This window comes from Micromonospora sp. NPDC049114 (assembly GCF_040648635.1).
In the GTDB taxonomy this organism is placed as follows: domain Bacteria; phylum Actinomycetota; class Actinomycetes; order Mycobacteriales; family Micromonosporaceae; genus Micromonospora.
Map to the genome: position 1 here is coordinate 224856 of NZ_JBEZEA010000006.1, position 14415 is coordinate 239270.

Sequence of the window (14415 nt, forward strand, 5' to 3'; positions counted from 1 at the left end):
CGGTACGGCAGGCTGTCGGTCGTGCAGCGTGATCGGTTGCTTGCGGGCCGCTACCGGCTCCTGGAGCGCCTCGGCAGCGGCGGCATGTCCGCGGTCCATCGGGCGTACGACGAGGTGCTCGAACGGGACGTGGCGGTGAAGGTGCTCGTCGGCTCGGACGTCAACGCCCGACAGCGGATCCGGGCCGAGGCCAAGGCGGCAGCCCGGTTGTCACACCCGTACGTCACAAGCGTCTACGACTTCGGTGAGTCGGTCGTGGACGGCGTCCAGGTGCCGTTCGTGGTGCTGGAACTGCTCAACGGCGTCACCCTCGAACAACGGTTGGCCGCCGGTCCGCTGCCACCCCGCGCCGCGCTGCGGGTCTGCGCGGAGGTGGCCTCGGCCCTTGAGGCCGCGCACGCCCAGGAGCTGGTGCACCGCGACGTGAAACCGAGCAACGTGATGCTCACCCCCACCGGCGCGAAGGTGCTCGACTTCGGTATCGCGGCGGCCGTCGGCGACCCCGAGATCGACTTCGATGGTCGGCTGCTCGGTACGCCCGCCTACCTCGCCCCGGAGCGGCTGGCGGCCGGCGAGGTCCTGCCGGCCTGCGACGTGTACGCCCTCGGCCTGCTCCTGCACCGGACGCTCACCGGTCGGCTGCCCTGGGCTCCCGAGGCGCAGACCGCGATGCTCCGCGCCCACGTCCACGTCGAGCCGGACCCGTTGCCCGAGATCGACGGAGTGCCCGCCGAGATCCATCGGCTCTACCGCTGGTGCCTGGCCCGCGATCCCGCCGACCGGCCCTCGGCCGCCGATGCGGCCCGCATCCTGCTCGGAGCTGCCGCCGGGCCGGCGACCGCGGATGTGGCCCCAGCCCCGGGCGGAGCGTCCGGGGTCGGTTCGGCGGCCACCGGGGGTGCGCCGGTCGACGACGTGCCCGAGCCCCCCGCCGGGGTCATCCCCGACCCGACCCGTGCTTCCCGGCGACAGTTCTGGCGTCGGCACCGGGTGGTGCTGGCGGTCAGCAGCGCGGTGATCGCCGCGGTGGCGGTGGCCGGCTCGCTGGGCGACTACGCCACCCGGCAGCACGACGGCACCGTGCCACGAACCGGCATCGGCTCGGGTGGCACCACCACTGTGGGGCTGCCGCAGACAGTCGAACAGCCCGAACCGTCCGAGACCCGTCCGTCCGCCGGCCCGTCGGCCCGGAAGACCCCGGCCGTCCCCCGGGCCAGCTCAGCGACGGGTTCGGACGGACCGTCCACGCCGGCGCCGACCCCGCCCACACCGACGCCCACGCCCACGCCGACGCCGACGCCCACCGACCCCGTGCTGGTCCCGGTGCAGGCTCAGGGCGGGACGGTCACCGTCCGCTGCCTCGGGGGATCTGCCGAACTTGTCACGGTGACGCCCGCGTCGGGCTTTCGAGCGGAGCCCTACGACCCGGGTCCGGCGAAGCAGGTCCAAATCGAGCTGACCTCGACCGAGCACAGCAGCGAGATCCGTGCGCACTGCGCGAGCGGCCGTCCGGTGCCGAAGGTCAAGGAACGGGCTCTCTGACCGGGGCCGGCGGGTGCCGCGCCGGGGCGTACCCCGACGCGGCCCCCCGTTCCCGCCGGCCGGTCGGTCACCGCCCCGCCAGCGACGCCCAGCCGGGGTTCACCGGCTCCCGGCGCAGCGGCATGCCCGCCTCCGCCGGGGTGCGGTCGCCCTTGCGCTGATTGCAGCCGTAGCAGGCGGCGGTGGTGTTTCGCCAGGTGTTCCGGCCGCCCCGTGAGCGCGGCAGGATGTGGTCGATGGTCGACGCGATCCCGCCGCAGTACGCGCAGCAGCGCTCGTCGCGGCGGAGCACCCCGGCCCGGGACCAGGCCGGCCCGGAGTTGAACCGCCACCGGGTGACCACGTAGCGGACCAGTCGCACCACCCGGGGCAGCGGGAAGACGCCGATCACCTGGTCCGGCTCCGCCTCGTGGATCTCGGCCACCCGGCGGCAGAGCATCCGGACGGCGTGCTGAACGGTGACCCGGTGCAACGGGCCGAGGTCGGCGTTGATGACGAGGACGGCGTCCACCGGGGACTCCTTTCAGCTGGTGACGGACAGCGAAGAGCCGCCCGGTCCGGCGTTCGGACGGGGCGGCTCGGCGCGTACGGGAACGCGTCAGTCGGGCCGGCCCGTCCGGGGGCCTTCCGCTCGCCAACCGTCGCCGGGCAGCGTCGACGACAGCACGGTGGTGACGTGCGACATCGTCATGATCGGCTCCCGCGGCGGTGGTTGACCTTGCGCGATCACGGTAGGTCGGCACCCGAGAGCGGGGCAACGTATTTCGATGGGCCGCCCGGCTCCGCGGGACGACGCTGACGTCGGGTCCGTGGAGCGCGCCGGGTCCGTGGAGCGCGCCGGGTCGGGGGAGCGACCCCTGCCGCGCGACGGGCGTTGGCCAGGGGCCGGTCCAGCCGCAGGGCCATCCGCGCGGTGAGTTCGCTGTCCAGCAGCGGCCGGTTGACCTCCCCCGCGACAGCCAGCGCGGGACCGGAGACGGAACGCCAGATGGCGGCCAGCCCGGCGCCCAGCCCGAGCAGAGCGACGGTGGCCCGCGTGGTCGGCGAACCGGCCGCGGCGGCGGCGCTCACCCCGACCACCGCGAAGAGCACCACCAGCAGGGGCACCAGCACCGGCCAGAAGATGCCCCGGGCGGCCTGGGCCACCAGTCGCCGGTCCCGGATGATCAGGTTCCGGGCGACCACCGCGTAGTCCTCCTCGTCGAGCAGGTCGCGCGGGTGCAGGCCGCCGGTGAGTACGCCGCGCCAGAGGTCACCCTGGTTGCGTAGTTCGCGGCTCAGCTCGGCCGGCTCGGGTTCGGCCGGATCGCCCCGGCCGGCCCGTTCCACGGCGACCGCCCAGGCAGCCAGCGAGCGGCGCACCACAGCGGCGGAGTACGGCGGCAGCACGCTGGCCAACTCGTCCAGCCACCGGCTGATCTGGATCTGCCGGCCGTCGAAGCGGCGCAGCAGTTGGGCGGCGTCGCCGGGCCGGACCGTGTCGGCCAGGGACCGGCCCAGCCGGTAGGCGAGCCCGACGCGGAGGTTGGTGGCCATCGCCCAGCGCAGCACGTCCACGTTGAGGTCGTCGAGGGCGAGCAGCAGCGGTTCGGTGTCGGCGGTGTCCGACTGTTCCGCCTCGGGCAGCCGGTCCAGGTCGGGCAGCCGGGTCCGGGCTGCGGACGTGTCCGGCAGCGGTCCGGTGTGCCGGGTGAGCGCCGAGATCTGGGCCAGCGCGACGTCCACGCCGTCGAGGTACATCCGCATCCGGCGCGGGAGTGACATCTCGGTCAGGTTGGAGAGCTTGGCCGGTGGGTGGGCCGGGACGGTCGGGCCGGGTTCGGCGTGCTGCCCGTGGTGGTACGCGTCGGCCATCCACCAGCCCAGCCGCAGCGCGATGACGACGCAGGCGCGCTCGTCGCGGAGCATCGGGTACGCGTCGTCCCGGATGGTCTCGTCGGCCGGCCGGACGTCCGCCGGGCCGGCGCGGTGCAGTGGTGACATCGCTGCTGCCCTCCCGCCCGGCCGATCGACGGATGATCATTCGAGCGTACGGCAGCGTAGCGTCGCTTATGTTGGTTTTTGTCGGTTTGGGGTGCTCCGCCCGGCCAGCAGGCCCCGGGGCCGGATCGAGCGCACCGGCTCGGCCGCGGCGCCCTCCGCGCGCAGGATGTGGTTCGCCGCGATGATCCCGGTGGCTGCGGACCGCTCCATCAGGGCGCTCGGGAAGTCCGTGGCGATGCCGTCACCGGCCAGATAGACGCCGGACGCCTCGGTGCGCACCCCGGGCCGCCAGGCGTGGCTGCCCGGCGTGAACGCCGGCGCCTGCGCCTCCACCCGGGCACGCAGCTCCCGGACCCGCAGGTCAGCCGCCTCCGGCCAGAGCGCCACCAGCTCGCGGCGCATCCGCTCGGCCAGCTCCTCGGCCGGCACACCGGGCTCACAGGCGTACGCGTGCAGCTCGATTATCGAACCGCCGGTCTGCCGCGCCCAACGGCGCGACTCGTTCTCCAGCCGGTGGTAGAGCGTCACCGAGTCCAGTGTGGGCTGGCGCGACACCCCGCTGAACACGGCGCGGTCGGCCGACACGTCCCCGTCGCACCAGTACCGCGCCACCGCGTACGGCGGGCCGGGCGTGCCGAAGCGGGGCATCCGCGCCGCCAGCTCCGGTGCCCGCCCGACCAGGTCGGGGGAGGCCGCCACCAGCGCGGCCAGCGCCGGCGGATCCACCGCGAGCACCACGTGGGCCGCCGGGTGGCTGCCACCGTCGGTGGTCGTCACCCGCCAACCCTCGCCGTCACGGTGCACCCCCGTGGCGCCGGAGCCGGTGACCACCCGACCGCCGTGCTTCTCCACGTGCCTCGTCAGCGGCTGCCAGATCGCCGTCGCGTAGTCCTCGTCGGGGCAGTCGAAGGCCAGCCCCTCCGGATTGCCGAGCAGGTAGAAGTGGAACTGGGCTACCATCTCCGCCGCCGACATCTCCGCCTCGTGGTTGAAGAACGAGTGCGAGAAGACCTCGAACAGCATCGCCCGCGCCCGGTCCGGCAGCCGTAGCGAGGCCAGCAGCTCGTCGGCGGTGGTGTCGTCCAACTCCGCGTAGGTGCGGACCGGGTCGTAGGTGAGCAGCGGCAACGCCGCGTCCCGGTCCATCGACCGCAGGTCGGCCAGGCGCAGACTGGGACTGCGCAGCAGCAGCGCCAGCAGGTTCGCCGGCGGCGCGGGCGGCAGCCTGCCGAACTCCTCGGTCGGCCACTGTGCACTGAGGATCGGGTAACCCGGAATCGGCTTGAGGAAACCCAGGTCGGGATCGACCCGACGGAGGATCGAGCGCCAGTTGTAGTACTGCCGGAAGAACGCGTGGAACCCGTGCTCGTTCTGCTGCTCGCCGTCGCCGAGCGCTTCGGGCCACGCGCCGAGCCGCCCGCCAAGCGTGGGCGCCGCCTCCAGCACCGTCACCGCAACACCCCGCTCGGCGAGCACGACCGCCGCCGACATGCCGGCGATCCCGCCGCCGACAACCACCGCCGCGACCGGTCGCGGCACGCGGTCGGCGCCACCTCCACCCGGGTCCACCTGGTGCTGACGTACGCCGATGAGCCGACCCACCACACGCGACAGCGCCACGCGCACCTCCCTCTTCGGGCCCAGTCTCCCCTACGGCAGGCAGCGGCGCTCGCGGTCGGACGCGGGCCAGACGTACTCCAGGTCGTCGGGGGTGTCGGCGCCGAAGATCGGGCGGTAGTGCGTCGGGTCCTTGCGCAGCAGCGACGAGCGGTGGCTCAGGTGCAGGTCGTCGCGGCCCAGCCAGGGCGGCAGGTCACCGGCGCGGGCCAACTCGTCCTGCGTGCGGACGACGCCGGCCCCGCAGGCGGCGGCGAGGTCGACGGTCAGCGTGGTGGCGCAGGTGTCGGCGCGTCCCGGCTCGGTCCAGACGGCACACATGTCCAGCCCGTAGCGGGTGAGCGCCTCCTCGTACCCGGCCCACATCTTCACCGCCGGATGGTTGCGCCACCCGTACCCCGGCCAGGTGAGCCCGCGCAGCACCTGGATGGCCTCCACCCGCTGCTTGCCCAGCCGCTTCTGGTCCAGCGCGCGGGCGCTGGCCAGAAAATCCGGGTACGGCAGGAAGGTCTGCATCCCGCTGCTCTACCCGCCGCCCCTGTCGACATGCCTGGTCTCCGTGCGTGGCCGGGATGATCCGGGCGGGGTCGCCCAGTGTGGTCGTGCTGGTTACGATCCGGGCATGGCGGAGCCGTGGCGGGACCGGGCGCGACGGGCGGTCGAGTGGAACTGGCGGCTACGCGCCGCCGGTGACCCGCGTCCGCACTACGTGATCTGCGGTCAGGACGCTCTCGCCTACTACGTGGCCCGCGCGATGGTCGAATCCGACCTCCCGGCCGGCGGCGTCCGGGTGACGGTCGTGCTGCCGGAGCGCTACCGCCGCAACGGGCCGGACGTGGCCGGGCTGCGCGGGGTCCGCGTGGTCCGCTCGGAGCGCCTGGACGTGGCGACCTTCGAGGCCGCCGGGCTGGCCGGGGCGACCGGTCTGGCCCTGCTGCACCAGGACGACGTCGGCAACCTGCACGCCGCGCTCTGCGCCCAGGCCGTCGACCAGCGGGTGCGCCAGGTGCTGCGGATGTTCAACGGCACCCTCGCCGACGGCGTACGCAAGCTGCTCAAGGCGCCCGTCGAGGTGCTCTCCGACGCCGAGATGGCCGCGCCGGCGTTCGTGGCCGCCGCGCTCGGCGAGGTCGACCCCAGCTCCTTCCAGCATCGGGACAAGACGTTGCGGGTGGCGCGGCGTGCCGACGTGCGGGAGCAGGACGTGGTCTGCGCGCTGGCCCACCTCACCGAGCAGCAGGGCGTGGAGTTGCTGCCGGACGAGTGGGTCCCCGCCGACCTGGTGCTCGCGGAGGTGACCGGGCAGCCGCCGGGCACCGAGGTCGCCGCCCGGCGGCTGGTCCGGGCGCGGCGGCGGCGCCGCCCGATCGCGGTGCTGATGAGGGCCGTACGCGGCTTCGCCACGCGCAAGATCGGCATCGCGGTGATGCTGGTGCTCGCGGTCATCGCGGTCCTGGGAGCGCTGATCTCCCGCGCCGAGGACGTCTCACCGCTGGAGGCGCTCTACCTGACGTTGGTCACCACGCTCAGCGGCGCCGACCCGGACACCGACAAGGCGGCCGACGCGCAGATCATGCAGGTGGTGCTCAACCTGGCCGGGTTGGCGCTGATCCCGCTGATCACCGCGGTCGTCGTGGACGGCATCGTCAACGCCCGGCTGGCCCTGCACACCGGCCGGCTGCAACCGGCTCGCGCCGGGCACGTGGTGGTGATCGGTCTGGGCAACGTCGGCACGCGGGTGATGGCACAGCTCCGCGAGTACGACGTCGAGGTGGTGGCGATCGACAAGGATCCGGAGCCGCGCGGCGGGGCGCTGGCCCGCCAGCTGGAGGTGCCGCTGATCGTCGGCGACGCCGCGCTGCCTGAGACACTGGCCGCCGCGTCGGTGGCCGACTGCCAGGCGTTGGTGGTGGCGTCCACCGACGACGTCGCCAACCTGGAGGCGGCCCTGGCCGCGCGCGATCTCCGCGACGACCTGCGGGTGGTGCTGCGGCTCTTCGACGGTGACTTCGCCGAACGGGTGGAGGAGACCTTCGCTCTCGGGGTGTCCCGATCGGTCTCCTACCTGGCGGCCCCGGCCTTCATCGGCGCGCTCACCGAACGCGCGGTGATCACGACGATCCCGGTCGACAGGCATGCGCTGCCGGTCGCCGAGGTGCCGGTCGCCGCGGGCTCGGAGCTGGACGGCGCACCGCTGGAGGCGGTCTCCCGGAACGGACAGGTCCGCCTGATCGCCCGGACGGCCGCCGGTGGGGCGAAGACGATCTGGTGGAGGGACCTCGACCCGCGACAGGTGATCTTCGCCGGTGACCGGCTCACCGTGGTCGCCCGCCGGCGTGGCCTGGACTGGCTGACCACCCAGTGCGCCCCGCCCGCCCGTACCGGTCCAATTCCCCGGCCGACCGGGTCCGCGCCCGGCGGCGAATCGATCCCGTCGACGGTGCCGCGCCCGGCGGACCTCTCAGCGACTCCGCTGCCGCAGGCCGTACCCGACGACGCCCGCGACGAGCACCCCGAACCCGGCGAGGACGCTGCTGAGCGGCAGGCTGACCGCCAGCAGCAGGCAACCGACAAGCCCCAGGCCGGCGAGCACCTGCACCGGTAGTCTCCGCTCCCGATCCCGGCCGAGCGTGAGCGCCGCCGCGTTGGTGATCGCGTAGTAGACGAGCACCGTGCAGCTGGAGAAGCCGATCGCCTGCCGTACGTCGCCGAGCAGCACCACCACGATCACCACGGCGGCGACGGCCAGCTCGGCGCGGTGCGGCACCTGGTGCACCTGGTGCACGGCGGCCAGCGCGCCGGGAAGGTCGCGGCGGCGGGCCATCGCGAGGGTCGTCCGGCCGACCCCGGCGACGAGGGACAGCAGCACCCCGACGACGGCGATCGTGGCCCCGGCGCGGACCACCCAGGCCAGACCGGGCAGGCCGGCGGCGGTCACCACGTCGACCAGGGGCGCAGCCGAACCGGCCAGCCGGTCGGCGCCGAGCACGCCGAGCGTCACCACGGCCAGCACCAGGTAGATCGCGAGCACCGCGCCGAGTGCCAGCGGCACCGCGCGGGGGATGGTCCGCTGCGGGTCGCGGACCTCCTCGCCGAGCGTGGCGATCCGTGCGTAGCCCGCGAAGGCGAAGAACAGCAGCCCGGCGGCGGTGAGCACACCCCGGCCGGAGCCACCGGGGTCGCCGAGCCGATCCAGATGCACCGGCCCACCCACCACGCCGACGACCGCGACAAACGTCAGCACCACGAGCACCACGCCGACGAGGGCCTTCGTGGCGGTGGCGGTCTTGCCGATGCCGCGCAGGTTCACCGCCGTCACCGCGACCACCGCGCCGACCGCGACCAACCGCGCCTGCCCCGGCCACAGGTACGCCCCGATGGTCAACGCCATCGCCGCGCAGCTCGCCGTCTTGCCGACCACGAAACCCCAGCCGGCCACGAAGCCGGCCAACGGTCCGAGCCGTTCCCGGCCGTAGACGTAGGTGCCACCGGATTCCGGGTAGCGGGCCGCCAACCGGGCCGAGCTGGTCGCGTTGCAGAAGGCGATGAAGCCGGCGAGCACCAGCGCGGGCAGCAGGCCGGCGCCGCCGGCCGCCGCCGCGGCCGGACCGAACACCACGAAGACGCCCGCGCCGAGCATCGAGCCCAACCCGATGACAACCGCATCGTGTACGCCGAGCCGCCGCGCCAGTTGATCCACGCTTCGACCCTAGGGGTACGAGGTGAACGGCTGGTCCCAGTGGCGTAGCCGGCCGCCCAGTGGCAGATCGTCCCAGGGCACCCGGTGCAGCAGCCGGTCCAGGAGAAGCCCGAGCAGCAGCCCGGCCACCGAGTCGGTCAGCCAGTGCCAGCCCAGATAGGTGGTGGTGGTGAGGACCACCAACGGTGGCACCACCCGGATCACGGTGACCAGCCGGGGCGGCAGGTGCCGGCCGAAGCTGCGCGCGAGAGGGGCGAGCAGCAGGGCGATGACGCCGTACCAGACGATCGCGTTGGCGACGTGCCCGGACGGGTAGGACTGGGCGAACCGCACCGGCAGGTCGTCGTGGAACAGCGGCAGGGTCTGCTCGGGCGGCAGGAACGGCTCCTTGACGCTGGCGCTCGGTGCCGCCCGGGCGGTCCAGACCTTGAGCGGGCCGATCGTCAGGTAGGTCAGCACGAAGCCGACCACCGGCGGCAGGATCGGCCGCACCGACCGCAGCCGGACGGCCAGCAGCACGCCCAACCCGGCGGCGATGAGAGTCAGCGGGGTGCCCTGGCCGAGCAGGTTGAACACCCGGGCCACCCAGTACGCGACCGTCGGCCGGTGCGCCTCGGCCCAGTCGGCGACGGCCCGGTCCAACCCGAAGAGCTGGTGGGCGACGAGGGCGACGGTCAACCCGACCAGGGCGGCCAGCAGCAGGGCGTCGAACCACCAACCGGCCGGGCGGACGGGCCGTAGCCGCAGGTCACGTCGTACCGCCGTGGGTTTGAGCACGCGACCACGCTACCGGGCCGACGCGAGGCCGGGGTGTTCGGCGTTGTGGGCCGAGCCACGATGTGAGGCGGATGCGGGGGGCGACCCGTCATGCTTGTGCCCGTGCGGATCACGTCTGCCCTCGTGGACCCGGCGCTGCTCGACCTGCCCTGGTCGACACCGCTGGAGGAGTGGCCTGCCCAGCACCTGGTGGCCCTGCCCCAGGGCATCTCCCGACACATCGTCCGCTTTGTCCGCCTGGGCGACTACGTCTACGCGTTCAAGGAGACCCGCGAGCGGATCGCCGAGCGGGAGTACGACCTGCTGCGGGCCCTGGAGCGCATCGACTTCCCGTCCGTCGAGGCGGTGGCGGTGGTCGCCGACCGGCAGACCGACGACGGCGAGCCCCTCGAATCGGTGCTGATCACGCGGCACCTGCAGTTCTCGCTGCCGTACCGGGCGCTCTTCTCGCACACCCTGCGCCCCGAGACGATGAGCCGGCTGCTCGACGCGCTCGCCGCCCTGATCGTGCGGATGCACCTGACCGGCTTCTTCTGGGGCGACTGCTCGCTGTCGAACACGCTGTTCCGCCGCGACGCGGGCGCGTTCGCCGCCTACCTGGTCGACGCGGAGACGGGCGCCCTGCACAACTCGCTCTCCAACGGGCAGCGCGGCGAGGACCTGGAGATCGCCCGGGTGAACATCTTCGGTGAGGCGCTGGACCTCCAGGCCGCCGGCCTGCTGCACGAGTCCATCGACCCGGAGGTGGTCTGCGAGGAGGTCGTGCAGCGCTACGAGCGGCTCTGGCACGAGATCACCTACGAGCAGGCGGTCGAACGGGAGGCGCGGCACGACATCGAGGGCCGCATCCGCCGGCTCAACGAGCTGGGCTTCGACGTGGCCGAGGTCGCCATGTCGACGATCGACGACGGGCGCTACCTGGTGCGACCGAAGGTGGTCGACGCCGGCTACCACACCCGGCGACTGCTGCGGCTGACCGGTCTCGACGCCGAGGAGAACCAGGCCCGCAAGCTGCTCAACGACCTGGACGCGTACCGGGCGGAGAGCGATCTGACCGACGAGCAGCAGGCGGCGCACCGCTGGCTCACCGAGGTCTTCGAGCCGGTGGTCCGGGCCGTGCCCGCACACCTGCGCCGCAAGCTGGAGCCGCAGGAGCTGTTCGCCCAGATCATCGAGCACAAGTGGCTGCTCTCCGAGCAGGCCGGCCGGGACGTCGGGATGGCGCCCGCAGTGCAGTCGTACCTGTCCGACGTGCTGGTGCACCGCCCCGACGAACAGGCCGTGCTCGGCGTCGACGTCCCCGCCCTGGGCTGAGACGGCCTCCGCTTCACGGCGCCGCCGTGCTGGCCGCCGCTTGTCGCCGCCCGTCGCCCTCTGGTGCTGTTGCGGTCGTCGCGACCGGAGCCTTGAGTCCGACACGTCCCGGACGGCCAGCCCCTCGACAGGGATGGAGACGCGTCCTGTCGAGCTGCCCCAGATATGGGGCAGTCGCCGCCCCAGGTCCTAGCCCCACCTATGGGGCAGCTCGACAGCGTGTGCAGTAGCAAGGGGCGTTGCCGTCCGGGCGCGCGCGGCGAGCGCGACGGGAGGGGCAGCCCAAGGCGCGTCACTCCACCCAGGAGCCGCCGCGCAGCACCCGCACCACGTTGAGGTCGTCGTCGAGCACGACCAGGTCGGCGCGGAGGCCGACCTGGAGGGCACCGACCCGGTCGCCCAGGCCGATGGCGCGAGCCGGGGTGGTGGCCACCATCCGGGCGGCGTCGGCCATCGGGATTCCGGCGTGCACGGCGTGTCGCAGCGCCGCGTCCATGGTCAGTGTGCTGCCGGCGATCGCGCCGTCGCGGGCGAGTCGGGCCACCCCGTCGGTCACCGTGACGGCCTGACCGCCCAACTCGTACTCGCCGTCGGCCATCCCCGCGGCGGCCATCGCGTCGGTGATGAGCGCGGCGCGGTCCGGGCCGACTGTCGCGGTGGTGAAGGTCAGGATGCCGTCGTGCAGGTGCACCCCGTCGGCGACCAGTTCACAGATCACGGTCGGCGCGTCGAGCATGGCCACCACCGGGCCCGGCTCGCGATGGTGCACGGGCCGCATGCCGTTGAACAGGTGCGTACCCACGCTCGCGCCGGCCGCGATGGCAGCGCCGGTCTGCTCGTAGGTGGCGTCGGTGTGGCCCACGGCCGCCACCACGCGGTGGGTGGTGAGCAGCTTGATCGCCTCCAGCGCGCCGTCGCGTTCCGGGGCGAGGGTGACCATGCGGATCGCGCCCCGACCCAACTCGATCAGCTCGGTCAGCTCGTCCGTCGACGGGTCGCGCAGGTACTCCGGGTTCTGTGCCCCGCAACGGGCCGCGGAGAGGTAGGGGCCCTCGAAGTGGACGCCCGCCAGCACGCCCTCGTCGACCAGCGGCGCGAACGCCTCGGTGGCCGAGCGCATCACCGCAAAGGGCGCGCTGACCAGGCTGGCCAGCAGCGTCGTGGTGCCGTGCGCCAGGTGGAAGCCGGCCGCGGCGCGCGCCTGGTCGGCGTCCCCGGTGGTGAAGGTGTGCCCGCCGCCGCCGTGGGTGTGCATGTCGACGAAGCCCGGCAGGATCCAGTGTCCGTCGCGGACCGACGGATACTCGGCCACGGCCGTGATGCGGTCGCCGTCCCACTCGACGCAGCCCTGCCGGATGACACCGGTCGGGGTCACCACTTTGCCGTTCACCCGTACGGTCATCGCTCCTCCTGATGGTCAAGGACGCGGGCGGCGTCCGTGTCACGGACGCCCGCGGCGTCCAGCGCGAGCAGGGCGGCGCCGAGGCAGCCCGCCTCGTCACCGAGGGCCGCCGCGACCAGCCGCGGCTCCCGGTGGAAGGTCATCCGCTCGTGCAGCGCCGCCCGCAGTGGGCCGAGGAGGCCGTCGCCCGCCTGGGCCAGGCCGCCGCCGAGCACGATCGTCGACACGTCGAACAGCGCCTGCCCGGTGGCGAGGCCGTCGGCGAGGGCCTCGACCGCCTCCTGCCAGACCCGGCTGGCGAGGGGCTCACCGGCGGCCGCCCGCTCGGCCACCATGGCGGCCGTCACGGCGGCACCGGGCATCTGCTCCGCGCCGTCGCCGGCCAGCTCGCTGTAGCGGCGGCCGATCGCGGCCGCCGAGGCGACCGCCTCCAGGCAACCGGGTCGCCCGCAGCCGCAGCGCGGGCCGTCGGGACGGACCAGGATGTGGCCGATCTCCCCGGCGGCGCCGTGCGCGCCGACGGCGGCCGAGCCGTCGACGACGTACGCGGCGGCGATGCCGGTGCCGATCGCCACGAAGAGCACGTGGTCGGCGTCGCGCCCGGCGCCGAGCCGGGCCTCGGCGAGGCCGCCGGCGCGCACGTCGTGGCCGAGCGCTGTGGGCAGCCCGAGCCGCGTCACGGCCAGGTCCCGCAGCGGTACGTCCCGGAAGCCCACGTTCGCCGACCAGACCGCGACCCCGCGTGCCTCGTCCACCACTCCGGGGACGGCGATGCCTGTCGCGACCGGGGTGAGGCCGTCGGCCCGGGCCTTGCCGATCAGCCCGTCGGCCACGTCGAGGATGGTGTCGATCACGGCGGCCGGGCCGCGCGCGGCGTCGGTGGGGTGTCGCTCGGTGTGTACGACGACGCCGTCCGGTCGGACCAGGGCGCACTTCATGCCGGTGCCGCCGACGTCCAGCGCCACGACCACCCGGTCATCGCTCACGGCACCGCTCACGGCGCAGGCTCGGTTCGCGACTGCGGGGCTCGCAACCCCGGCTCACTCCTCGCGCTCATGCCAGCACCACGGACCGGCTGAGGTGCCGGGGCGCGTCGGGGTCGAGGCCCCGGCTGGTCGCCAGGGCGACCGCGAAGCGCTGGGCCAGGATCAGGTCGGCCATCGGGTCCACCGGCGTACGACCGGCGGACCAGCTGCCGAGCACCGTGCGCCAGCCGTGTGTACGGCTGTGCACGAAGGCCGCGCCGGTGGCGGCCACGTCCTCGGGCAGCCCCTCGGGCAGCTCGCCGAACGCCCACACGAGCCGCCCCGGTGCGGCGATCGAGATGGGGCCGTGCCGGTAGTCCATCGCCGGGTACGCCTCGGCCCAGAAGGTGGCCGCCTCGCGGCACTTCAGCGCGGCCTCCTGGGCGAGGCCGACCGTCCACCCCCGGCCGAGGAAGGTGGCCTGCCCGATGGTGGCCGGGTCGATCGGCAGCGGGGAGCGCACCGCCACCTCGGCGTCGGCGGCGAGCGCGGTCACCGGGTCGCCGAGGTGTGCCCGGAGCAGGGCCAGCGCGGTCGTCGCGAAACGGGTCTGCACCACCGACCGCTCGTCGGCGAACGGCATGGTCACCGCGGCCGTGGCCAGGTCGACCGCCGGCGCGGCCGGGTCGCCGACGATGACTGTGGTGGGTGTCCGTCCGCGCAGCGCGGCGAGCAGCTCCAGCACCTCGGTGGTGGTGCCGGAGCGGGTGATCGCGATCAGCCGGTCGTAGTGGCGGCCGGCCGGGAACTCGGACGCCTGGAACGCGTCGGTCTCGCCCTGGCCGGCCTGCTCGCGGCGGGCCGCGTACGCCATCGCCATGAACCACGACGTGCCGCAACCGACGACGGCGACCCGCTCGCCGGGGCGGGGAAGGTCGCCGCGTACGGCACCGGACAGCTCGGCGGCCTCCCGCCAACAGTCGGGCTGGCTCGCGATCTCCGCGTCCACGTACGCCATGGGAAACTCCTCGCCGGGCCGACCTGTCTGCGCAATACGGCTCGTTACACCCGTATTTCGCGCGTTATTCTGCGCGAAGCGGGGTCGTCGTGGCAAC

The 14415-nt window shown here is 73.8% G+C and carries 11 protein-coding genes and 1 pseudogene; 3 read left to right on the forward strand and 9 right to left on the reverse strand.

Translation table 11 applies throughout. The features are described 5' to 3' along the window. Positions 1-21 precede the first annotated feature (21 nt). Positions 22-1542, forward strand: a complete 1521-nt coding sequence (locus tag AB0B39_RS19620) for a serine/threonine-protein kinase (RefSeq protein ID WP_357574992.1) — start codon at positions 22-24, stop codon at positions 1540-1542. Positions 1543-1609: 67 nt separating this feature from the next. Here the strand turns inward: AB0B39_RS19620 and AB0B39_RS19625 are convergent, their stop codons facing one another. From AB0B39_RS19625 to AB0B39_RS19640, 4 genes are all read right to left on the reverse strand, one after another. Beyond that, positions 1610-2053, reverse strand: coding sequence for an HNH endonuclease (locus AB0B39_RS19625; RefSeq protein ID WP_357494899.1), 444 nt, complete (start codon positions 2051-2053; stop codon positions 1610-1612). 215 nt (positions 2054-2268) lie between these two features. Beyond that, complete coding sequence (locus AB0B39_RS19630; protein WP_357494897.1) at positions 2269-3525, reverse strand: hypothetical protein; 1257 nt, start codon at positions 3523-3525, stop codon at positions 2269-2271. Between the two features lie 66 nt (positions 3526-3591). Continuing rightward, on the reverse strand, positions 3592-5145 hold the full coding sequence (locus AB0B39_RS19635; protein WP_357574993.1) for an FAD-dependent oxidoreductase: 1554 nt from the start codon (positions 5143-5145) through the stop codon (positions 3592-3594). A gap of 30 nt (positions 5146-5175) precedes the next feature. Then, positions 5176-5658, reverse strand: a complete 483-nt coding sequence (locus tag AB0B39_RS19640) for an MSMEG_6728 family protein (RefSeq protein ID WP_357494893.1) — start codon at positions 5656-5658, stop codon at positions 5176-5178. 106 nt (positions 5659-5764) lie between these two features. Between AB0B39_RS19640 and AB0B39_RS19645 the strand changes: the two are divergent. After that, positions 5765-7495, forward strand: a pseudogene (locus AB0B39_RS19645) (NAD-binding protein); the annotation flags it as partial. 108 nt (positions 7496-7603) lie between these two features. On the opposite strand, the gene AB0B39_RS19650 reads toward AB0B39_RS19645, so the two are convergent. Both AB0B39_RS19650 and AB0B39_RS19655 read right to left on the reverse strand, forming a co-directional pair. After that, entirely contained in the window at positions 7604-8842 is a 1239-nt protein-coding gene (locus AB0B39_RS19650; RefSeq protein WP_357574994.1) for an APC family permease, read from the reverse strand. A 9-nt stretch (positions 8843-8851) separates the two neighbouring features. After that, positions 8852-9589 (reverse strand): phosphatase PAP2 family protein, encoded by a 738-nt coding sequence (locus AB0B39_RS19655; RefSeq protein WP_357494982.1) that lies wholly within the window; start codon positions 9587-9589, stop codon positions 8852-8854. A gap of 120 nt (positions 9590-9709) precedes the next feature. On the opposite strand from AB0B39_RS19655, the gene AB0B39_RS19660 reads away from it, so the two are divergent. Continuing rightward, the gene (locus tag AB0B39_RS19660; RefSeq protein ID WP_234583351.1) at positions 9710-10933 is read left to right on the forward strand and encodes a DUF4032 domain-containing protein; all 1224 of its coding nucleotides are present in this window, start codon (positions 9710-9712) and stop codon (positions 10931-10933) included. Positions 10934-11225: 292 nt separating this feature from the next. Here the strand turns inward: AB0B39_RS19660 and nagA are convergent, their stop codons facing one another. From nagA to AB0B39_RS19675, 3 genes are read right to left on the reverse strand one after another with little or no spacing between them, the layout of a single operon-like run. Further along, positions 11226-12335, reverse strand: coding sequence for an N-acetylglucosamine-6-phosphate deacetylase (gene nagA, locus AB0B39_RS19665; protein ID WP_357494889.1), 1110 nt, complete (start codon positions 12333-12335; stop codon positions 11226-11228). Continuing rightward, positions 12332-13333, reverse strand: a complete 1002-nt coding sequence (locus tag AB0B39_RS19670; RefSeq protein WP_357574995.1) for an ROK family protein — start codon at positions 13331-13333, stop codon at positions 12332-12334. The genes nagA and AB0B39_RS19670 overlap by 4 nt, the downstream gene beginning before the upstream one ends. A 55-nt stretch (positions 13334-13388) precedes the next feature. Next, positions 13389-14318, reverse strand: coding sequence for a sugar isomerase (locus tag AB0B39_RS19675; protein WP_234583348.1), 930 nt, complete (start codon positions 14316-14318; stop codon positions 13389-13391). Between the last annotated feature and the right edge of the window lie 97 nt (positions 14319-14415).

Excerpts from the sequence above, each read along its gene's own strand:
- AB0B39_RS19630 (WP_357494897.1), bottom strand. The coding sequence starts at position 3,525 with ATGTCACCACTGCACCGCGCCGGCCCGGCGGACGTCCGGCCGGCCGAC.
- AB0B39_RS19640 (WP_357494893.1), bottom strand. The coding sequence starts at position 5,658 with ATGCAGACCTTCCTGCCGTACCCGGATTTTCTGGCCAGCGCCCGCGCG.
- AB0B39_RS19660 (WP_234583351.1), top strand. The coding sequence starts at position 9,710 with ATGCTTGTGCCCGTGCGGATCACGTCTGCCCTCGTGGACCCGGCGCTG.
- nagA (WP_357494889.1), bottom strand. The coding sequence starts at position 12,335 with ATGACCGTACGGGTGAACGGCAAAGTGGTGACCCCGACCGGTGTCATC.
- AB0B39_RS19675 (WP_234583348.1), bottom strand. The coding sequence starts at position 14,318 with ATGGCGTACGTGGACGCGGAGATCGCGAGCCAGCCCGACTGTTGGCGG.